Source organism: Mycolicibacterium wolinskyi (genome assembly GCF_002101965.1).
In the GTDB taxonomy this organism is placed as follows: domain Bacteria; phylum Actinomycetota; class Actinomycetes; order Mycobacteriales; family Mycobacteriaceae; genus Mycobacterium; species Mycobacterium wolinskyi.
This window is the reverse complement of sequence record NZ_LQQA01000033.1, coordinates 410,786-431,139: the sequence shown is the minus strand read 5'-3', so window position 1 is coordinate 431,139 and position 20,354 is coordinate 410,786. Positions and strand designations below refer to the sequence as shown.

22 protein-coding genes are annotated in these 20,354 nt (G+C 65.7%); 17 read left to right on the top strand and 5 right to left on the bottom strand.

Annotation, left to right across the window (positions count from 1 at the left end; genetic code table 11):
• Positions 1-148: 148 nt before the first annotated feature.
• Both AWC31_RS32240 and AWC31_RS32235 read left to right on the top strand, forming a co-directional pair.
• Positions 149-1,579 (top strand): RNA-guided endonuclease InsQ/TnpB family protein, encoded by a 1,431-nt coding sequence (locus AWC31_RS32240; RefSeq protein WP_085149196.1) that lies wholly within the window; start codon positions 149-151, stop codon positions 1,577-1,579.
• A gap of 75 nt (positions 1,580-1,654) precedes the next feature.
• The gene (locus AWC31_RS32235; protein WP_085149193.1) at positions 1,655-3,175 is read left to right on the top strand and encodes a leucyl aminopeptidase; all 1,521 of its coding nucleotides are present in this window, start codon (positions 1,655-1,657) and stop codon (positions 3,173-3,175) included.
• A gap of 7 nt (positions 3,176-3,182) precedes the next feature.
• Here AWC31_RS32235 and AWC31_RS32230 read toward each other — a convergent pair whose 3' ends face one another.
• Both AWC31_RS32230 and AWC31_RS32225 read right to left on the bottom strand, forming a co-directional pair.
• On the bottom strand, positions 3,183-4,922 hold the full coding sequence (locus AWC31_RS32230) for an SDR family oxidoreductase (RefSeq protein ID WP_085149190.1): 1,740 nt from the start codon (positions 4,920-4,922) through the stop codon (positions 3,183-3,185).
• A 67-nt stretch (positions 4,923-4,989) separates the two neighbouring features.
• Complete coding sequence (locus AWC31_RS32225) at positions 4,990-5,343, bottom strand: oxidoreductase (RefSeq protein ID WP_067855352.1); 354 nt, start codon at positions 5,341-5,343, stop codon at positions 4,990-4,992.
• Between the two features lie 202 nt (positions 5,344-5,545).
• Here AWC31_RS32225 and sucB point away from each other — a divergent pair, with 202 nt between their 5' ends.
• The 5 genes from sucB to AWC31_RS32200 are packed head-to-tail and all read left to right on the top strand — an operon-like array spanning position 5,546 to position 10,634.
• A complete protein-coding gene (gene sucB / locus AWC31_RS32220; RefSeq protein WP_085149187.1) occupies positions 5,546-7,309 on the top strand; it encodes a 2-oxoglutarate dehydrogenase, E2 component, dihydrolipoamide succinyltransferase in 1,764 nt (587 codons plus the stop codon).
• A gap of 4 nt (positions 7,310-7,313) precedes the next feature.
• Positions 7,314-8,216: a TIGR01777 family oxidoreductase gene (locus AWC31_RS32215; RefSeq protein WP_085149184.1), complete on the top strand. Its 903-nt coding sequence runs from the start codon at positions 7,314-7,316 to the stop codon at positions 8,214-8,216.
• Positions 8,217-8,250: 34 nt separating this feature from the next.
• Positions 8,251-8,928: a lipoyl(octanoyl) transferase LipB gene (lipB, locus tag AWC31_RS32210; protein WP_085149181.1), complete on the top strand. Its 678-nt coding sequence runs from the start codon at positions 8,251-8,253 to the stop codon at positions 8,926-8,928.
• Positions 8,929-8,932: 4 nt separating this feature from the next.
• Positions 8,933-9,877 (top strand): lipoyl synthase, encoded by a 945-nt coding sequence (gene lipA, locus AWC31_RS32205; protein ID WP_085149178.1) that lies wholly within the window; start codon positions 8,933-8,935, stop codon positions 9,875-9,877.
• A gap of 4 nt (positions 9,878-9,881) precedes the next feature.
• Complete coding sequence (locus AWC31_RS32200) at positions 9,882-10,634, top strand: DUF4191 domain-containing protein (protein ID WP_067855336.1); 753 nt, start codon at positions 9,882-9,884, stop codon at positions 10,632-10,634.
• Between the two features lie 75 nt (positions 10,635-10,709).
• On the opposite strand, the gene AWC31_RS32195 is transcribed toward AWC31_RS32200, so the two are convergent.
• A complete protein-coding gene (locus AWC31_RS32195) occupies positions 10,710-11,204 on the bottom strand; it encodes an RDD family protein (RefSeq protein ID WP_207626484.1) in 495 nt (164 codons plus the stop codon).
• Positions 11,205-11,360: 156 nt separating this feature from the next.
• Between AWC31_RS32195 and glnA the strand changes: the two genes are divergently transcribed.
• Complete coding sequence (glnA, locus tag AWC31_RS32190; protein ID WP_067855332.1) at positions 11,361-12,797, top strand: type I glutamate--ammonia ligase; 1,437 nt, start codon at positions 11,361-11,363, stop codon at positions 12,795-12,797.
• A gap of 42 nt (positions 12,798-12,839) precedes the next feature.
• Here the strand turns inward: glnA and AWC31_RS32185 are convergent, their stop codons facing one another.
• Complete coding sequence (locus tag AWC31_RS32185; RefSeq protein ID WP_234817065.1) at positions 12,840-13,751, bottom strand: tyrosine-type recombinase/integrase; 912 nt, start codon at positions 13,749-13,751, stop codon at positions 12,840-12,842.
• Between the two features lie 238 nt (positions 13,752-13,989).
• Positions 13,990-14,616, bottom strand: coding sequence for a helix-turn-helix domain-containing protein (locus AWC31_RS32180; RefSeq protein ID WP_165766095.1), 627 nt, complete (start codon positions 14,614-14,616; stop codon positions 13,990-13,992).
• 93 nt (positions 14,617-14,709) lie between these two features.
• Here AWC31_RS32180 and AWC31_RS32175 point away from each other — a divergent pair, with 93 nt between their 5' ends.
• The 9 genes from AWC31_RS32175 (at position 14,710) to AWC31_RS32140 (ending at position 20,308) form a co-directional block, all read left to right on the top strand.
• Positions 14,710-14,928 (top strand): helix-turn-helix transcriptional regulator, encoded by a 219-nt coding sequence (locus AWC31_RS32175; protein WP_085149168.1) that lies wholly within the window; start codon positions 14,710-14,712, stop codon positions 14,926-14,928.
• A 226-nt stretch (positions 14,929-15,154) separates the two neighbouring features.
• A complete protein-coding gene (locus AWC31_RS37230; RefSeq protein ID WP_133060237.1) occupies positions 15,155-15,403 on the top strand; it encodes a hypothetical protein in 249 nt (82 codons plus the stop codon).
• Positions 15,400-16,143: a hypothetical protein gene (locus AWC31_RS32170; protein WP_085149165.1), complete on the top strand. Its 744-nt coding sequence runs from the start codon at positions 15,400-15,402 to the stop codon at positions 16,141-16,143. The genes AWC31_RS37230 and AWC31_RS32170 overlap by 4 nt, the downstream gene beginning before the upstream one ends.
• 163 nt (positions 16,144-16,306) lie before the next feature.
• On the top strand, positions 16,307-16,714 hold the full coding sequence (locus tag AWC31_RS32165; RefSeq protein ID WP_165766094.1) for a DUF2742 domain-containing protein: 408 nt from the start codon (positions 16,307-16,309) through the stop codon (positions 16,712-16,714).
• Positions 16,711-18,273: an AAA family ATPase gene (locus tag AWC31_RS32160; protein WP_165766093.1), complete on the top strand. Its 1,563-nt coding sequence runs from the start codon at positions 16,711-16,713 to the stop codon at positions 18,271-18,273. Before AWC31_RS32165 ends, AWC31_RS32160 begins: the two co-directional genes overlap by 4 nt.
• Entirely contained in the window at positions 18,270-18,518 is a 249-nt protein-coding gene (locus AWC31_RS32155) for a hypothetical protein (RefSeq protein ID WP_085149157.1), read from the top strand. Before AWC31_RS32160 ends, AWC31_RS32155 begins: the two co-directional genes overlap by 4 nt.
• 195 nt (positions 18,519-18,713) lie before the next feature.
• Positions 18,714-19,121 (top strand): helix-turn-helix domain-containing protein, encoded by a 408-nt coding sequence (locus AWC31_RS32150; RefSeq protein ID WP_133060236.1) that lies wholly within the window; start codon positions 18,714-18,716, stop codon positions 19,119-19,121.
• A gap of 13 nt (positions 19,122-19,134) precedes the next feature.
• Positions 19,135-19,794, top strand: a complete 660-nt coding sequence (locus AWC31_RS32145; RefSeq protein WP_207626463.1) for a hypothetical protein — start codon at positions 19,135-19,137, stop codon at positions 19,792-19,794.
• A gap of 250 nt (positions 19,795-20,044) precedes the next feature.
• Positions 20,045-20,308: a hypothetical protein gene (locus AWC31_RS32140; RefSeq protein WP_085149151.1), complete on the top strand. Its 264-nt coding sequence runs from the start codon at positions 20,045-20,047 to the stop codon at positions 20,306-20,308.
• Positions 20,309-20,354: the final 46 nt, after the last annotated feature.

Genomic DNA, 20,354 nt, shown 5'->3' with positions numbered 1-20,354 from the left:
CGATACGAGCCCACGCGGGTAGATCAGAGCGGTATCGGCAGCGCCGACCAGTTTTAGGGTCACATGACCACACATCGTCATCACCACTGCGGACACCATCCGTGCTCGCCGCAGGGCTTGTCGGTGGGTTGTGCGACGTTTATCTGTGATGGCGCGGCACACCACATTCCGGTTCTGTCTCGATCCGACGGTCGAGCAGCGCGAGGCGCTGGCCCGGCATGCCGGGGCATCACGGTTCGCGTTCAACCAGTGCCTACGCATGGTGAAAACCGCGCTCACTCACCACAGAACCGACCCGAGCGTTGGTGTTCCGTGGAGCGGGTTTGATCTGATCAACGCCTTCAACGCGTGGAAGAAGACCGAGGCCGCCGGCCGGGTCTTCACCGTCGACAGTGACGGCGGGGTTGAGGTGGCGATAACAGGCCTGCCGTGGCGCCGTGAAGTCTGTCAGCAGGTATTCGAGGAAGCCGCCGTCGACCTGGGCAAGGGCCTCAAAGCGTGGTCGGATTGCCGCTCCGACAAGCGACCGGGTCGCCGTGTCGGCTTCCCGCGATTCAAGAAGAAGACCGGTGACACCCCGTCATTTCGGTTGCGCAACAAGCACCCCAAAGAGAAGCCCGCCGCGATCCGGATCGGAGATAACACGCGGCCTCGATCGGTCACGCTGCCCAGTATCGGGCAGGTCGCAGTGTATGACGACACTCGCCGTCTGCGGCGCCTACTCGCCAAACACCGAGCGAAGATCTGTTTTGCGACCATCAGCTACCACGGGGGCCGATGGTGGTGTGCGTTGAACGTCGAGGCCGCCGACCTGCACCCACTCCAACAACACCCGGCTCACACCGACGACGCCGGCGGCTGGGTGGGTGTGGACCGCGGCCTGTCTACGTTCCTGGTCGCCGCCACCGCCGACGGCACCGAAGTCGCCCGTGTCAGCGATGCACCTAAAGCACTGACTCGCGGACTCAAACGGCAGCGACGGCTATCGAAGTCGTTGTCGCGCAAGAAGAAAGGATCACAACGCCGCAAGCATGCCGTGGCCCGGTTGGGCCGCCATCACAGTCGGGTCGCCAACGTTCGACGGCATTTCCTACACCAGGTATCGGGCGAGCTAGTCAAGACCCACGACCGGATCGTCATCGAAAACCTCAACGTGGCAGGCATGCTGACCAATCACCGACTGGCCCGCGCGATATCCGATGCGGGATGGGCCGAGCTCGCTCGCCTGCTCAAATACAAGCAGGCGTGGCACGGCGGGCACCTCATCGAAGCTGACCGCTTCTATCCCTCGACCCGCCTATGCCCCCAGTGCCGGGTAGTCAACAGGGTGATGACTCTGGCCGATCGAGTGTTCACCTGCGCATGTGGGCATACCGCCGACAGGGATACCAACGCCGCGGTTAATCTGGCCCACTGGGGCCACACCCACCGCAATGACCTTGATCGAACCCCGGACCTCCAAGCAGCAGGCCGGGTTACCAATGCCCGCCGACGAGACGGCTCTGACCAGCGCCCACGTGTTGGTGAAACCAGCTCGGATGACGCGGGAACCGACGTTCACACCGCACCAGCGGCCTGAACCAACGGACGCCCGAGAAGGGCGGTGCCGGACACTCAACAGAGAGTTGTTCGACACGCTTTAGGGTGGTTCCTCGTGAGCCCAGCGAATCCCGGATATCAGGCCCCCAGCGTCACCGTCAGCTCGTCGCTGCCCAAGCGCAAGAGCGACGCGGTGCTGATCGTTCCCGTGGTCAACGGGCAGGACGAGGACGCAGGTGCGACCGTCGTCGCCAACCCGTTCCTCGACGCCGAGGCGGTCGGTGAGATCGAGGTCGCACTGAAGGCGCTCGGCGCGAAAGGCGGCACCGACCAGATCACCCGAGTGGTCGCGCCGTCGCTGCCGGTGGCCAGTGTGCTGGCGGTCGGTCTGGGCAAGCCGCGTGACGAGTGGCCGGCCGATCTGGTGCGGCGCGCGGCAGGCACGGCCGCGCGGTCGTTGAACGGCACCGAGTCGGTGATCACGACGTTGTCCGACATCGATCTGGAAGCCGCCGTCGAGGGGCTGATCCTCGGCGCGTACCGGTTCATTGACTTCCGCAGCGAGAAGACCGCGCCCAAGGATGCCGGGCTGGCCAAGATCACCGCGCTTGCGGCCGATGCAAAGTCGGCGACCAAAGCGCAGGCGCAGCGCGCCGTTGACATCGCGACCGCCGTCGCGACGGCGCGGGATTTCGTGAACACCCCGCCCAGCCATCTGTTCCCGGCCGAATTCGCCAAGCGGGCAAAGGCTTTGGGTGAGGCGGCGGGCCTCGAGGTCGAGGTGCTCGACGACAAGGCACTCGCGAAGGCCGGCTACGGCGGCATCGTGGGTGTCGGTCAGGGCTCGTCGCGCCCGCCACGGCTCGTGCGCCTGATCCACCGCGGCGGCGGCAGGAAATCGAAGACCGTCGCGCTGGTCGGCAAGGGCATCACGTTCGACACCGGCGGCATCTCGATCAAGCCGGCCGCCAACATGCACCACATGACCTCCGACATGGGTGGCGCGGCGGCGGTCGTCGCGACCGTGGTGCTGGCGGCCAAGCAGAAGCTGCCGATCGACGTGATCGCGACCGTACCGATGGCCGAGAACATGCCGTCGGCGACCGCGCAGCGGCCGGGCGACGTGCTGACGCAGTACGGCGGCATCACGGTGGAGGTGCTCAACACCGACGCCGAGGGCCGGTTGATCCTGGCGGACGCGATCGTGCGGGCCTGCGAGGACAACCCGGACTACCTGATCGAGACGTCGACTTTGACCGGCGCGCAGACGGTCGCGCTCGGCGCGCGCACGCCCGGCGTCATGGGCAGCGACGAGTTCCGTGACCGCGTCGCGGAACTGTCACAGGCGGTCGGTGAGAACGGCTGGGCCATGCCGCTGCCCGAGGAACTCAAGGACGACCTCAAGTCCACGGTCGCCGACCTGGCCAACGTGAGCGGTTCGCGCTACGCCGGAATGCTGGTGGCGGGCACCTACCTTCGCGAGTTCGTCGCCGACGGCGTCGAGTGGGCACACATCGACATCGCCGCGCCTGCCTACAACACCGGCGGGCCGTGGGGCTATACGCCCAAGGGCGGCACCGGGGTGCCGACCCGCACGATGTTCGCGGTGCTCGAAGACATCGCAGACAACGGCTAGCGGACCCCTACAGCACCTGGGACCGGGCGGCGCGCCGCATCACCGACGGCATGAGCCGTGAAATGCCGTAGGCCGCATAGGCTTCCGGCGTGACGGGGCGCACCGCCTGGTTCTTGGCGACTGCCGAGACGATCGCCTTGGCCACCTTCTCGGGTCCGTAGCGCCGCGCCTGGAAGCTCTTCTTGATCTGGGCGCGGCGTGCTTCGACCTCGGCCTGCTTGTGCGCGGGTACGTCGAAGTGCGTGGTGTCGACGATGTTGGTGTCGATGACGCCGGGGCAGATCGTAGTCAATCCGATTCCAGCCGAAGCCAATTCGGCGCGAAGGCAGTCGGAGAACATGAACACCGCGGCCTTGCTGGTGGCGTAGGCGTTCATCGACCCGGCCGGTGAGTAGGCGGCCATCGACGCGACGTTGACGACGTGCCCGCCGGTGCCGCGTTCGACGAGGCGCCGGGCGAATGACCGGCAGCAGTTGACGACGCCGCCCAGGTTGACGTCGAGCACCCGGTCGAACTGGTCGGCCGGGGTGTCGAGGAAGTTGCCGCCATGGCCGATCCCTGCGTTGTTGACCACGACATCGGGCACGCCGTGGGCCGCGCACACCTCGTCGACGAATCGCTCCACCGCGTCGGCGTCGGCGACGTCGAGCGCGTAGGCGTGCGCGACGCCGCCGCGCTCGGCGATCTCGGCGGCCGTCGCCTTGGCCCCGGCCTCGTCGATGTCGCTGACGACCACCTCGGCGCCCTGGGCCGCGAAGGCCAGTGCGGTGGCGCGGCCGATACCGCTGGCAGCACCGGTCACCGACACGAGCGTGTCACCGAACGGTTCACGCGATCGGCCGACCTCGGCGCGGCGCAGTCCGCGCGCCGCGGGCGCACCCTCGATGTGGTCGACGAGTTCGGTCACCGCCTGCGCGATCGCGCGCCAGTGCGAGAACGGCGCCCAGTGCCCGGCTTTGAGGTCGCGCCGCCACAGCCGGGCCACCCACTTCGACTCGTCGTCGAATCCGTGGCCGCGCACAACCGGGTCGTGTTCGTTGCAGATCAGCTGCACCGGTACCGACACGTAGAAGTCCCGCCGGACGCGCCGGAACGATCGAATCGCATTGGCGGGGTAGATCTTCAGCGAGTTGGCGGCATCGGCGTCGAGGTCGTCGGACTGGAACTTGGGCCCCGGCGTGTCCATGGCCTGCAGCCGTCGGGCCGCACCGCGCCGCATCAGGGCGGGCGCGACCAACGGCACCGAGAACGGGATCCAGTAGCTGAACCGCGACGCCAGGTTCACAGCCCGCGCGAAGCGAATCGGCCGGTACGGCCGGGCCAGCCGGTCCCGCACGAACAGCCCGTAGTGGTCGGTGCTCGGACCCGACACCGACGTGAACGACGCGACGCGCGCGGCCGAGCCCGGCCGGCTGAGGTACTCCCACGTCCCGACCGAGCCCCAGTCGTGAGCCAGCACGTGCACCGGGCGGCCGTTCACGCTCACCTCGTCGATGACGGCCGACAGATCGTCGGCGAAGCGCTCCATCGTGTAGGCGGAGATGCGCTTGGGCACCTCGGACGCCCCGGCACCGCGGTTGTCGTAGCGCACGATGCGGTACCGGTCGCCGATCTCGGCGACCACGCCATCCCACAGCACGTGCGAATCGGGCCAGCCGTGCGCCATCACCAGCGTGGGGCGCTCGGGGTCCCCCTGCTCGTAGACCGCTATGCGGGTGCCGTCCTGGCTGTCGACGAAGCGCTGCATACTGCCCCCTACACGAGTTGCCTGTTACGAACAGTACCCAATACCGTAGGTATCGGATGCACTGACTCTAGCGCTCGTCGAGTTCTTGGCGGGCAGCGCGTTCGCGTTCGATTCGGCGGCGCGCGTCGTAGTCGCGCATGCGCTGTGGATAGCCCACCTTCTGGACGTCGTAGACCGGAATCTGCAGCCGCTCACTCAGCCGGCGCGCTCCCGCGTCGCCACCGGCGCGGCGCCGAGTCCACTCCCCGTCGGCGGCGACGAGCACGACGGTGACATCGGTGACGGTGGTTTTGGGTTCCACATAGGCTTCTACGCCCACGTGCTCGGCAACCCACTGTTGTAGGTAGCGAAGGTCGGCCGCCGGATCGCTACCGGCTCCGCGCGCCGAGCCGCGCCGGCGAAACCTGTCGAACAGCCCCAACGGAATGTTCTCCTCACTGTGGACCCCTGATTCGATAGTGCCAGAGGCCACTGGAGACACGAGCAACCCTGAGTGAGTGCGAAAGGTCGAGCAGTGAAAGGATGGTCCGGACAATCCACCTAGGTGCCGTACCCAGTGCACCTTGCTGTGGTAAGCCAGAGTTCGAGTCGTCACGAGTGACCGTCCGAGGGAGTCAATACACATGGCCATCTCCGTCCAGATGCCCGCACTAGGTGAGAGTGTCACTGAGGGGACCGTCACCCGCTGGCTTAAACAGGAGGGCGACACGGTCGAACTCGACGAGCCATTGCTCGAGGTCTCCACCGACAAGGTCGATACCGAGATCCCGTCGCCGGCCGCGGGTGTGCTGACGAAGATCGTCGCGCAGGAAGACGACACCGTCGAGATCGGCGGCGAGCTCGCGGTGATCGGCGAGGCGGGCGAAGCCCCCGCGTCCTCAGAGGCGCCCGAGCCGGAGCCCGAGCCCGAGCCGGCTGCGACCGAACCGTCGGCGGCACCCGCCGAGTCCGCACAACCGGAGCCTGCGCCGCAGGAAGAGGCCCCCGCACCCGCGTCGGCTTCGTCGGGCGGTTCGGCAACCCCGGTCCTGATGCCCGAACTGGGCGAGTCGGTCACCGAGGGCACCGTGACCCGCTGGCTGAAGAACGTCGGCGACAGCGTGGGCGTCGACGAGCCGCTCGTCGAGGTCTCCACCGACAAGGTCGACACCGAGATCCCGTCCCCCGTCGCGGGCACCCTGCTGTCGATCACCGCGCAAGAGGACGACACCGTCGAGGTCGGCGGCGAGCTAGCCAAGATCGGTGAGGCCGGGGCTGCGCCGGCACCCGAGCCCAAGCCGGAGCCGAAGCCCGAACCGAAACCGGAACCCAAGCCGGAACCCAAGGCAGAGCCGAAACCGGAACCCAAGGCAGAGCCCAAGCCCGAACCGAAACCGGAACCGAAGCCCGAGCCCAAGCCGGCTCCCGCCGCCGAACCGGCCGCACCGGCCGCCGCGACCGACGGCGCCCCCTACGTCACGCCGCTGGTGCGAAAGCTGGCTTCCGAGAACGGCATTGACCTCGCCACGGTGAAGGGCACCGGGGTCGGTGGCCGAATCCGCAAGCAGGACGTCCTGGCCGCCGCGGAGGCCAAGAAGGCACCCCCGGCCCCCGCCGCCGCTGCTCCCGCCGCGTCTGCTGCCGCCCCCGCGGCGTCGGCCGCGCCGGCGCCAGCGCTGGCGCATCTGCGTGGCACCACCCAGAAGGCGAACCGGATCCGGCAGATCACCGCGAAGAAGACGCGCGAATCCCTGCAGGCCACCGCGCAGCTGACGCAGACACACGAGGTCGACATGACCAAGATCGTGGCGTTGCGGGCCCGCGCGAAGGCCGATTTCGCCGAGCGTGAGGGCGTCAACCTGACGTACCTGCCGTTCATCGCGCGCGCGGTGATCGACGCGCTCAAGATCCACCCGAACGTCAACGCCAGCTACAACGAGGACACCAAGGAGATCACCTACTACGACGCCGAGCATCTCGGCTTCGCGGTCGACACCGAGCAGGGTCTGCTGTCTCCGGTGATCCACAACGCGGGCGACCTGTCGCTCGGCGGGCTCGCGCGGGCCATCTCCGACATCGCGGCGCGCGCCCGGTCGGGCAACCTCAAGCCCGATGAGCTGGCCGGCGGGACGTTCACGATCACGAACATCGGCAGCCAGGGCGCACTGTTCGACACGCCGATCCTGGTGCCGCCGCAGGCGGCGATGCTGGGCACCGGCGCGATCGTCAAGCGGCCGCGGGTGATCGTCGACGAGTTCGGCAACGAGTCCATCGGCGTGCGGTCGGTGTGCTACCTGCCGCTCACCTATGACCACCGGCTGATCGACGGCGCCGACGCCGGACGGTTCGTGACGACCATCAAGCGACGGTTGGAAGACGGCGCGTTCGAGGCGGACCTGGGGCTGTAAAGCCTTGGCCGTCGTCGCGATAGCGGGATCCTCGGGTCTGATCGGCTCGGCGCTGGCTTCGGCGCTGCGCGCAAGCGACCACCGCGTGCTGCGCATCGTGCGCCGGGCCCCGTCGAACGGCGATGAGCTGTTCTGGAATCCGGACACGGGCGAGTTCGACGCCGGTGCGCTGCACGATGTCGACGTCGTCGTGAACCTCTGCGGCGTCAACGTCGGCGAGAAACGGTGGTCGGGCGCGTTCAAGCAGAGCCTGCGCGACAGCCGTATCGGGCCCACCGAGGTGCTGGCCGGTGCGGTGGCCGACGCCGGGGTGCCGGTTCTGGTCAACGCGAGCGCGGTCGGCTTCTATGGCGACACGCGCGACCACATCACCGACGAGACGGCTCCGGCGGGCCAGGGCTTCCTGGCGCGGTTGTGTCAGGACTGGGAGGCGGCCACCGCCCCGGCCACGGCCGCCGGAAGCCGGGTGGTGTTGTTGCGCACGGGCTTGGTGCTCGCGCAGGCGGGCGGCATGCTGAGCCGGCTCAAACCGCTGTTCTCGTTCGGGCTCGGCGCCCGGCTCGGCAACGGCCGCCAATACCTGCCGTGGATCAGCCTCGAGGACGAGATCCGGGCGGTCCTGTTCACGATGTGGACCGACGCCGTGTCGGGTCCGGTGAACCTGACCGGCCCGGCGCCGGTGACCAACGCCGAGTTCACCGCCGCACTCGGCCGCGCGCTCAACCGGCCCACGCCGATGATCGTGCCGGGCTTCGCGCTTCGCGCGGTGCTGGGCGAGTTCGCCGACGAAGGCCTGCTCGCGGGGCAGCGCGCGATCCCCGCGGTGCTCGAACGCTCGGGTTTCGTGTTCCACCACAACACCGTGCGCGAGGCGCTGGCCCACGCGACCGCACCGAAGGATCTGTGACCGGGTCCGTGCGAAGCCGGGGAGTAACGTCGACATGGTGACATCCATTCGCTCGGCGCAGGCTGCCGTCGACGTTCGGCGCCTCGGCACAGTCGATTACGAGGCCGCCTGGCAGATGCAACGCGAGATCGCCGACGCCAGGATCGCCGGCGGCCCCGACACCCTGCTGCTCCTGCAGCACCCTGCCGTCTACACCGCGGGCAAGCGCACCGAACCGCACGAGCGGCCGCTCGACGGCACCCCGGTCGTCGACACCGACCGCGGCGGCAAGATCACCTGGCACGGCCCGGGGCAGCTCGTGGGCTATCCGATCATCGGGCTCGTCGAACCGCTCGATGTGGTGAATTTCGTTCGGCGCCTTGAAGAGTCGTTGATCGCGGTATGCGCCGACCTCGGCCTGCAGGCCGGCCGGGTCGAGGGCCGGTCTGGCGTGTGGGTGCCCGGTGATGAGCTGCGTCCCGCGCGCAAGGTCGCCGCGATCGGCATCCGGGTGTCGCGCGCGACGACGCTGCACGGCTTCGCGCTCAACTGCGATTGCGATCTGGGCGCTTACTCGGCGATCGTGCCGTGCGGCATCACCGACGCAGGCGTGACGTCGCTGACCGCCGAACTGGGCCGTCGCCTCACGGTCGACGACGTCGTCGACCGCGTTGCCGACAAGGTGTGTGACGCGCTCGACGGCCGCTTGGAAGTTGCTCTGAACGTAGGATGAATTCGTGACTGTGGTCCCAGAAGGTCGGAAGCTGCTACGCCTCGAGGTGCGCAACGCGCAGACTCCCATCGAACGCAAACCGCCGTGGATCAAGACCCGCGCGAAGATGGGGCCCGAATACACCGAACTCAAGGGTCTGGTGCGGCGCGAGGGTCTGCACACGGTGTGCGAGGAGGCGGGCTGCCCCAACATCTTCGAATGCTGGGAAGACCGGGAGGCCACGTTCCTGATCGGCGGCGAGCAGTGCACGCGCCGCTGCGACTTCTGCCAGATCGACACCGGCAAGCCCGCCGAGCTGGACCGCGACGAACCGCGCCGGGTCGCCGAGAGCGTGCAGGCCATGGGGCTGCGCTACTCGACCGTGACCGGGGTGGCCCGCGACGATCTGCCGGACGGCGGGGCCTGGCTCTACGCCGAGACCGTGCGCCAGATCAAGCAGCTCAACCCGAACACCGGCGTCGAACTGCTGATCCCGGACTTCACCGGCAACGCCGCGCAGCTGGAAGAGGTCTTCGAGTCCCGCCCGGAAGTGTTGGCGCACAACCTCGAAACCGTGCCACGCATCTTCAAGCGCATCCGCCCGGGCTTCCGCTATGACCGCAGCCTCGCGGTGTTGACCGCCGCCCGCAACTTCGGTCTCGTCACCAAGTCGAACCTGATCCTCGGCATGGGCGAGACCATCGACGAGGTGCACACCGCGCTGCGCGATCTGCACGACGCGGGTTGCGACATCGTCACCATCACGCAGTACCTGCGCCCGTCACCGCGGCACCACCCGGTCGAGCGCTGGGTGCATCCCGACGAGTTCGTCGCGCTGTCGGCCTACGCCGAGGGCCTCGGTTTCGCGGGTGTGCTGGCCGGTCCACTGGTCCGCTCCTCCTACCGGGCGGGCAAGCTCTACGCGCAGGCCGCGCGGGTTCGATTCGCTGATCAGCCCCCCGTATCCTGAAGTAATGGCGAAATCCCGCACTGCCGCGGAAACCAAAGCGGCAAAGGCCGAGGCGAAGGCTGCCCGTAAGGCCGCCTCCAAGCAGCGCCGCAGTCAGCTGTGGCAGGCGTTCCAGATGCAGCGCAAAGAGGACAAGCGGCTGCTGCCGTACATGATCGGCGCGTTCGTGCTGATCGTCGCGATCGCCGTGGTCGCCGGGGTGCTCATCGGCGGGTTCACGATGTACACGCTCATCCCGCTCGGCGTGGTGCTCGGCGCGCTCGTCGCGTTCATCATCTTCGGCCGCCGCGCGCAGAAGTCGGTGTACCGCAAGGCCGAGGGCCAGACCGGCGCGGCCGCGTGGGCGCTCGACAATCTTCGCGGCAAGTGGCGCGTCACCCCGGGCGTGGCGGCCACCGGCCACTTCGACGCTGTGCACCGCGTGATCGGCAGGCCTGGCGTGATCTTCGTGGCCGAGGGCTCGCCGGCGCGCGTCAAGCCGCTGCTCGCGCAGGAGAAGAAGCGCACGGCCCGGCTGGTCGGGGACACCCCGATCTACGACATCGTCGTCGGCAACGGCGAAGGCGAGGTTCCGCTGTCCAAGCTGGAACGCCACCTGACCAAACTGCCCGCCAACATCACGGCCAAGCAGATGGACTCACTGGAGTCCCGGCTGGCCGCGCTCGGCACCAAGGTCGGCCCGGCTGCCATGCCAAAGGGCCCCATGCCGGCACAGGCCAAGATGCGTGGCGTGCAGCGGACCGTGCGTAGGCGCTGACCAGCTGACGCCGAACGTGAAGAAGATCGCGAGAATTCTCGAGAATCTCGCGATCTTCTTCACGTTGGAGCATGCCTAGCGCCGAACCACCGCGGTGTAGCTGGCCCGGTCGTGCAGACCGCGCAGGTCGCTGTCGGACACCAATGGCGGGATCACCAGCGCGATGAGCACAACTCGGATGAAGGCCCGGACGATGCCGATGCTCTCGCGGCCGTCGGCGGGCACCACCACCAGGCCCAGCGCCAGCTGACCCGGCGTGAACGAGAACAGCCGCACCGCGACCGTGCCGATGACCATCCAGATGACCAGCACCGCGGTCGACAGCAGCGCCATCGACACCAGGTCGAGCGCCATCAACAGCCCCGCCAAACCGTAGGCGACCAGCCAGTCGACACACAGCGCGGCAAGGCGCCTGCCCGTCCTGGCCAACGAACCTGGGCCGTCCTCTGGCAGACCGAGCCGTTCGCCTGGATACTTGTCGGGTCCGCCTGACCGGTTCCCATCACCGGAATCGAAAGGCCCGGGTCCGGACAGCCAAGACCCCAACCGAGAACCGTTATCGCGGGCCATGGTGTCAGGATAGGCGTGGCCGCCGGCGTCACCGTCGGCCGCCATCACAACCAGCGTCTGGCGATTGCGTAACTTCGGCGCAACATCCGGTTGATGACTGCGCAACATCGTGTCCTTAGCGTCAACCCGCGGGTTACCAGTAAAGGAGAACACTCAGTGGCAGAAAAGACGTCCGACGACATCTTCAAGCTGATCAAGGACGAAAACGTCGAGTACGTCGACATTCGCTTCTGCGATCTGCCTGGCGTCGTCCAGCACTTCTCGATCCCGGCGACCGCGTTCGACGAGAGCGTCTTCGAGGACGGGCTCGCGTTCGACGGCTCCTCGGTGCGCGGCTTCCAGTCGATCCACGAATCCGACATGATGCTGCTGCCCGACGCCGACACCGCCCGTATCGACCCGTTCCGGGCCGCCAAGACCCTCAACCTGAACTTCTTCGTGCACGATCCGTTCACCCGTGAGGCGTACTCCCGCGACCCCCGCAACGTGGCTCGCAAGGCGGAGAACTACCTGGCCAGCACCGGCATCGCCGACACCGCCTACTTCGGCGCCGAGGCCGAGTTCTACATCTTCGACTCGGTCAGCTTCGACTCGAAGATCAACGGCACCTTCTACGAGGTCGACTCCGAGTCGGGCTGGTGGAACACCGGCGAGCCCTTCGAGGCCGACGGCAGCGCCAACCGCGGTTACAAGGTCCGCCCGAAGGGTGGCTACTTCCCCGTCGCGCCCTACGACCACTACGTCGACCTGCGCGACCAGATGGCCACCAACCTGATCAACGCGGGCTTCACGCTCGAGCGCGGCCACCATGAGGTCGGCACCGCGGGCCAGGCCGAAATCAACTACAAGTTCAACACGCTGCTTCACGCGGCCGACGATGTGCTGCTGTTCAAGTACATCATCAAGAACACCGCATGGCAGGCCGGCAAGACCGTCACGTTCATGCCCAAGCCGCTGTTCGGTGACAACGGTTCGGGCATGCACGCCCACCAGTCGCTGTGGAAGGACGGCCAGCCGCTGTTCCACGACGAGTCGGGCTACGCCGGTCTGTCGGACACCGCACGCCACTACATCGGCGGCATCCTGCACCACGCGCCGTCGCTGCTGGCGTTCACCAACCCGACGGTGAACTCCTACAAGCGCCTGGTGCCGGGCTACGAGGCCCCGATCAACCTGGTGTACAGCCAGCGCAACCGCTCGGCCTGTGTCCGTATCCCGATCACCGGCAACAACCCGAAGGCCAAGCGCCTCGAGTTCCGCTGCCCCGACAGCTCGGGCAACCCGTACCTGGCGTTCGCGGCCATGCTCATGGCCGGGCTCGACGGCATCAAGAAGAAGATCGAGCCGCTGACCCCGGTCGACAAGGACCTCTACGAACTGCCGCCGGACGAGGCCGCCAGCATCCCGCAGGCGCCCACCTCGCTCGCCGCGGTCATCGACAAGCTCGAAGAGGACCACGAGTACCTCACCGAGGGTGGCGTGTTCACCGAGGACCTGATCGAGACGTGGATCTCCTACAAGCGGGAGAACGAGATCATGCCGATCCAGATCCGGCCTCACCCGTACGAGTTCTCGCTCTACTACGATGTGTAGGCGAGCAATACTCGCTGACCTGCATCGACGGTCCCGCTGACGTCAATCCGTCCGCAGTCCGTCCGCAGTAGATTTAGCCGAGTCCATCCGCTCCGCGATCACCAAACCGATTGCCGAGCGGGTGGACTCGTCTGCGTCTGGCCACAAGTGCCCGTAGGTGTCCAACGTGGTCCTGGCCGACGCATGCCGCATACGTGCCTGCACCGTCTTGATGTCGGCCCCGGAGGCGATCAGCAGCGACGCGAGGTAGTGCCGGCAGTCGTGGAACGTGAACGTGTCCGGTAGGCCCTCAACGCTCCCCCGCACATCGCGGATAGCTCGGTCGATGATCCACGGCCCGCAGCGTCGCCCTGGCCCGTTCGTCACCATGTACTCGCCGCCATACGTTGCGACCGACTTGGACAGCAGCAGCGCGAGATCCTGCGGTATCGGGATCGACTGATCAGACCCGTCGGTCTTCAGGGGCTTATCCGGCCACTGTTGCACCGGGTGCACCACTCCCCTGATGAAATCCACGTCCGAAACCCTCAATGCGGCCGCCTCTGCCACACGCAGCCCAACGAACGCGCCCAGGAGCACCGCGACCCGCAGATGATCGGGCACCGCCTCATAGATCGCCCATATCTGCTCCGTCGTCGCCACGTACGGCTTCTGCTTGCCCATCGGCGGCGACGTCCGCCGCGAGCACGGATTGCGCCCCAGCACGCCATCGTGCACCGCGTCACCCATGATCTGCGACAGCCGCGAGTGCAGCGCGTGCACATAGCTCGGCTCGTGCTCGTCCTGCAGTCGGGCAACCCACGCCTTCACGAGCGACGGCCGCACCGCGGACAGTTGCATGCCGCCGAACTCGGCATCGATCTGCTTGATATGCGTACGGGCTTGGCGCACAGTGGAATCGCGGTTCACCTTGTAACCCTCGATCCACGTGTCGCACCACTGGGCTACGGTCATTTGCGCGTCACGCGGCGCAACGTGGGTCCCGGTGACGAGCGATGACGTCTGACTATCCAGCCACTGCTGCGCATCGACTTTCCGAGCGAACCCCTTCGCGTGCTCGGCTCCACGATCGTCGACATACCTTGCACGCCAGCGCTTTCCCTTGCCATAGACGGCACTCGGGACCGTCTGAGGATTACCCGCCGCATCACGGATCCTCTTCGTCCAGCGATCCTCTACGCCAGCGCGGCGATTACGCGTCTGGGTCATCTGACATGTTCTCCAGCCTGGCGATTGCTTCCGCCTCCGATGGAATGGGGCGTTCCTTTACGAGACCGTAGCGTTCTCGGAATGCCTTGCGAATAAACGCGCTACGACCATGCGCATAGTCCTCCACCACAACTTCTGGGTCGCTGGAGGCAGCCACCCCAGTGTCAAATGCGGCTCGTGGAGTGATCCTCAACAGGTCTTCCGCGACCCTGATCCTGTCGCTGATTTCGGGATTTGCTGCCGCGATCGAACGGGCATCTTCGACTGACAATGCGAGCGTTTGGCGTGCAGTTTCGAAGCTGCAAACCGCCTCCGCTATCCGGTCATGAGCGTTTTGGAATCTATTGATGTCATAGTCCAGTTGCCGCCGAAACTTCGCTTCCTGTGGGGACTTCAGCATGTCGTCGAGCGACATACCGAAGATTGCTGCAATGCACCTCGCCTCACCCAGTTGTATCTGGCGCTCACCGTTCTCGACCTTGTACACGGTCGCCTGATGCCAGCGAAATCCCGATCGCGTCATCTCCTTGGCCAAGGCGGCCTGGGTCAACCCGGCCTCTTCACGTATCGACCTCAGGTTGCTTGCGAACCGTTCTTCGTCCTCCGACACGAACCAACGGTAATCCGTTTCGATGTATTGACGCAATCCGATCCGGTGTTAATCTAATATCGTCTTACAGAACAAACCGGATTGGAGTAATCGATGGCAGGAGACGAGCTGCTCACCACGAAGCAGGTGTGCGAGCAGTACCCGGTGTTTCAGCCGGGAACGATGCGCTACTGGCGCCACAACAATGAGGGGCCAGAGTCCTTCACGCTAGGTCAGCGCGGTCGAGTCGTGTACCGGCGCAGCGAGATTGAGCGCTGGCTGGCTGAACAGGAGCGAGCCACTAGGCGCGGCGGCAGTCCGGAGGTCGCGTAGATGCCGCCGCCGGGCCTAGTGGCCCGAAACCGATCCGGTGGTAGTTGGGACACCGACAAGGAGTATCGACCTCCCCGGCCCCACGTGAGCCAACAAGCCCGCGACCACCTTGAAGACCTGGGCCTGGTCGATGACGACCGGACCCCGGACATGAGAACGCCCCCGGCGGCCACCAGGGGCGTTCTGAACGAATCCGCACCTACACCATCACGAGAGGACTGATCCAATGCCCACTGTAGGCCAACCCACCGACCAATCGCTACCCACGGATCTCGCGCTCCAGCTCGATCGGGCAACCAACCTGGCCGATCTCGCGCGAGGTGACCTAAGCCGAGCAATGCACGCCCTGCCCGCCAACTCATCACTCTGGCTCCACGTCGACATTGTCCGGGCCATCGGCCACCTGCGAGCCGCCGCCGTCCTCGTGGACAAGATCGCCGACCAGCTCGACACCGCAGAGGTGGTGAACCGATGAGCAATCAGCTCCAGGCATTGTGCTGCACCTGCGGGACACTGCGAACCTGCCAGCGGCCCCGCAACTATCGCCCCGAAAACTACTGGCTCGCCGGACCCATCGACCGCGACTGGCACCGCGAAACCGGCGACCTCAAATGCGAGGGATGCGGTCGCATCACCACACACGCCCTCATCCGCCCGCCGGGTGATGCCTTCCGCGATCACGCCGAGATGATGCAGCGCGTTGCCACCGGCACCTCTCACACCCAGTTCACCACCACCGAGCAGCTCACCGAAGTACGCCGAAAATACAATGAAGGCCAGCCGCACAACCCCTTCCTGCACCACCTCTGGTGGAACAGCGACCCGGAGACCACACTGTGTGGCCGAAAGATCCCGCAGCACCGCGACCCATCACCGGAAAAACCTTCCGAAGATGACGACTCTCGCCATCTAGTGCAGTTGTCCGGAAGTCACCAGACCAAACCCCGCTTCCGGGACCACGAGTACGAAGACGAAACCGGTCTGTCGTGGCGGGAGGCCGACTGTGTCGACTGCCTTCGGGTCTGGCACCTGGAGTTGCTGAGACAACGTCGAAAAGTGCTGTCGGACATTGTCATACGCTTCACAACGGACCTGGCCGAAGACATGAGTGGCTATCCAAAGCGGTTCGACCTAGCCGCTGTCAACGGTCTGATCGACGCTATCGAGAACGCCTATTCGGGCAACGTCACCAAGGTCAAGGACGCCACCCGATGAACGTCACCGACATCCTCTCCGCACCACGGACTTGTTGTATCTGCCTGGAATTACTCGCGGAGTGGCCGATCGGCGCTCACAACGCTGACCCCGTGGTGGCGGGGGGCGACTGCTGTCGATCCTGCAACGAGCACGTCGTCATCCCGGCCCGCGAGGCGCAGTAGTGACAGATCCGAAGAAGAACGTGGAGGCCCGCTCCCCGTCGGGGGCGGGCACTCCCGCAACCAGAACACCGTCACACGATGTTCTCGATCAGACGAATACCCTGTCGCGTCAGGTCTCGTGGTTCGAGGTCTACCAATACGCCGAACGACTGGCTACCAGCCACGGTGTCGTCCTCAACCATCTGCCCCTGCCCGGAACGCCACAGTGGTGCGGCATGCCCGACACCGACGCCCGCAAGCTCATGGCGCTCGTCCTCGGCGGTGTCCGCGAAGCACTCAACCACGAAGTCGTACAAGAACATCTTGCCGACGCCGGCAAAAAGATCGCCGCCAGCGCCGACTGGTCAGCACTTGCACAGCGCATCCAATCCGGCCACGGCCCATACATTCCCAGGAAGGCATCGTGACAGACGAATACGGCAGATCGGCCAGTATCGAATGGGCATCGTCTATCCGCCCAAAGAAGCAAGTGTGGTTGTGGGACAATCGGATACCGCTCGGCACCGCGTCGGCGTGGTCAGGCCGAGGCGGCACCGGCAAGACCACCTATGTGATTGACCTGTACGCCCGACTGTCTCGCGGTGAGCTTCCCGGCCACTACCAGGGCACTCCACAGCGGACGTTGATCTGGTCCGGCGAGGATGCTTGGGACACCGTTCTCGTTCCCCGTCTGATCGCAGCCAGGGCCAACCTAGACATGGTGGGCCGGCTGTCCATCACCTCCACGGTTAACGGTCAAACTCAAGAGGTCACGCCGCGACTACCGCTGGACACTGACGCGTTCTGCAAGCAGGTCGTCGACAGCGGCGCCGTCGCGGTGCTCATCGACCCGATCGCTTCCACCATGTCTGGTGACCTCAACCGTGAGGGCGACGTGCGAGCCGCTGTCGACGCGCTGGCGCGGGTGGCTGGCGAAACCGGTGTGGTGATGATGTTCGTTCGTCACTTCGGCAAGGGGGGCGGCAACGCCTCGGACAAGATGAGCGGATCGCACGCTTTCCGTGACGCAGTCCGATCGGTGTTCCTGTTCGCCACTGACGGTGACCGAGTAGTAGTGACCCAGGACAAGGGCAACTACGCCCCGCCCGGTGACGAGTCCTTCGCCTTCCAGCTACAGAACGTCACTGTTGCCACCGACGATGGTCCCGCTGACGTCGCCCGCGTCATCGAACTTGGTACCTCCGATACCTCGGTCGCCGATGTGATCAACCGGGCGGCTGAGCAAGATGACGACGCCGGGGAGAGGACCGCGGCCGAACACTGGCTGGAGGACTACCTCACCGAGAACGGCGCGACGCCGTCCAAAGACGTCAAGACCGCAGCGGCCAAGGAAAAGATCAGCGACCGCACCCTGAAGCGAGCAAAGAAGGCATTGGGTGTGACCGACAAGTCCGAAGGCTTCCCGCGAATCACCATTTGGAGCCTTCCCAGTCGGGCCAACGCCAGTCGGGACACCCCTGTCTCGCAAGAGCGTGGCCCAACTGGCCCAACTGGCGACGACCAGCACAAACAGGTTGGCCCAACTGGCCCTGATTCACAGTCGGGCCAACACACAATGTCTGGCCCAACTGGTGACCCCACTGCGACCGCAGCACCTCAATGTGCGACCTGCCAGACCGAGCTCACCACCCCCAAGTCAATCTCCGCCGGGCTTTGCGCCGAGTGCCAGCTAATCGCCAGGAACTCCACCGCCACTAAGGAAACCGTGAAACCACCCCGACCAACCACCTGCGAACGCTGCTTCGTATCACTCCCGGCCGCCGCTACCAGTCCCCTCTGCGACGACTGCGACGGGGCACCCGAACCAGTCGCCCAGCACGACCGAGACGAACCACCGAAACCACTGCACGTCGTCCACGACGGTCGAATCTCCAAACGAGACGGCGGACTCGATCGCCACATCCGATATTTCACCCCCGCCCCCAACGGATACCCAACGCAGCAAACTCCCAAGGAGACAGCGTGAGCGACCTATACGCCCACTACTACGTCAGGGCCCACGGCGACCTGCCCAGTGGAGAGGTCTACGTAAAGGTCTACGACTTCACGACCGACGACCGCGCAAGAGTCCTATCCGGTGCGCGCCTCACGCCAGCCGACGACCTCGGGGCCGATGACTGCCTATTCGAGTTTCTCGCGTTAGTCCGTGATGAGGACCTTCACCCCGCAGTCCAGGTTCAGAACCATGTGCAATTCTGCTGGCCCACCTAAGAGGACCTCAGCATGAACCACTCGAAAGACCGGCAGTCAGTTTTCCTACTGTCGGAAAACTGCACCGTCAGTGACCGCAATCCGTTCTGCCACAGTGAGTGCCCGCTCCACGGCTGGCAGCACCAGCCGCATTCGCTGGACACACGCCATTGCCAGAATGGCAAGCACGCTTGCCAAGCAGGACGGTGAGCCGCGGTGACACAACCTCGACACCCGGCCCCGTCGCTGGAAGTGCGGATCGCCCAGCGCATCACCAGCGACGGATCCGCCATCATCCCGCCCCGCATCGCTCGCTGGCTCAACGAGCAAGCCGGTATGACGGCCGACCGCCGAATCAAGCTGCGCGACACAGACCCCGACGCCTACGTCGCGTTCGCAGCACTCCACCTATCAGCGCTCCGTTCCGACTGCGGAACGAATACCACTGCAAGGCAACAGAACACGACACACTCGGATATGTGGATGAGCACCAAAGAAGCAGCCCAAGCGCTGAACGTCACCGACCGGTGCGTCCGCAAGTGGTGCACAACCGGCCGACTCCACGCCGAGTTCGTAGGAGCCCGCTGGCTCGTCAACCCCAACAGCATCGCTCTAATCGCCTGAAGGAGAGGATGATATGAGTCTCGAAGCTCTGCAAGCCGAAGTTGAAAGCTATCGCGACGAAGCCGGACAACTCGCCGAAGAGTTCTCCCGAGTCCACGCCGAAGTCGCCGACGACCCGAACCTCACACCCGTCGGCAAGCGGGAACGCCTCGAACCCCTCCACCACCAACTCACCGAACAGATGAGCGCGCTGCACGCCCGCGAAAAAGCCGCCGTCAAATCCACCAAGGAGAAGCTGGAACGACGCGTGTTCGGGCTCTCACCCTCCGCCAGCAGCGACCCCGCGAAGGTCGTATCGTTCCGCGACGCACAAGCCCGCGCCCGCGAACTCGAAGACAGCGACGAAGCCGAGCAGCTCTACCAATCGGCGCTGCGCAGCGGCGACAACATCCTTGCGACGGCAGTCTTGGAGAAAGCGCTCGTTCGAGGATGGTCCTCGATCAAAGACGACTTTCTCAGCCGCAACGCAACCACGCGCGACGACCTAGAAGACCTCGCCGCGCTCGCCCGCTACTCCAACAACGGATTAGCCAACGTCGCCAGATACATGCCGCCAGCATTGGCCCTCCCGTTCTCGGCAGGCTTTCCAAACACACAGCAGCACAAGCACGGCACACCACAAGGCGTCCCCTCACTCGGCGACGTCATGGCCCAACGCCTCGGGCTGTCCTAATGGCTTGCGGCGGACCGGCGTCAAACCCACCGATACACGGGCATTCCGTGGGCAAGGACCTTCACGATGGCAACAACACTGCTGAAACGCCTAGAGGTTTACCTGCGCCACCGCCGCACCCGAACAACACCCAGGGCGGGGTCCCCCGACCAGCCCTCGTCTCGCCCCTCGGCCGCATACGCGGCTGTGTGTGTGCCTACCCCTACCCCTCCCCCCTGGGGGGCCGACCGGCGGTTTTGGAGGTTGGCTGATGGCTAAGTCCACGAAGCTGAATGAGGCGATGGATGCCAACGATGAGTTGGCGGAGGCTGAGATTCGGTATCGGCTTTTGGCTGAGACGTTCGAGGACATGCCGCAGCTCCGAGCGAACCTGAACTCACAGCTGGAGCGAGCGAAGGCGGAAATCGTTCGGCTACGAGCGCTCAAGAAGAAGCCGGATGCGGCGGACGGCGGCAGCAAGGTGGTCGCTTTCGATGCCGCGCGGTTTCGTAAGTCAGAGCCGGATGTCGGCTAGGTGTGTGCGTTATGATCAAATTGGCTGCCCGATCCGGAGATGTGTT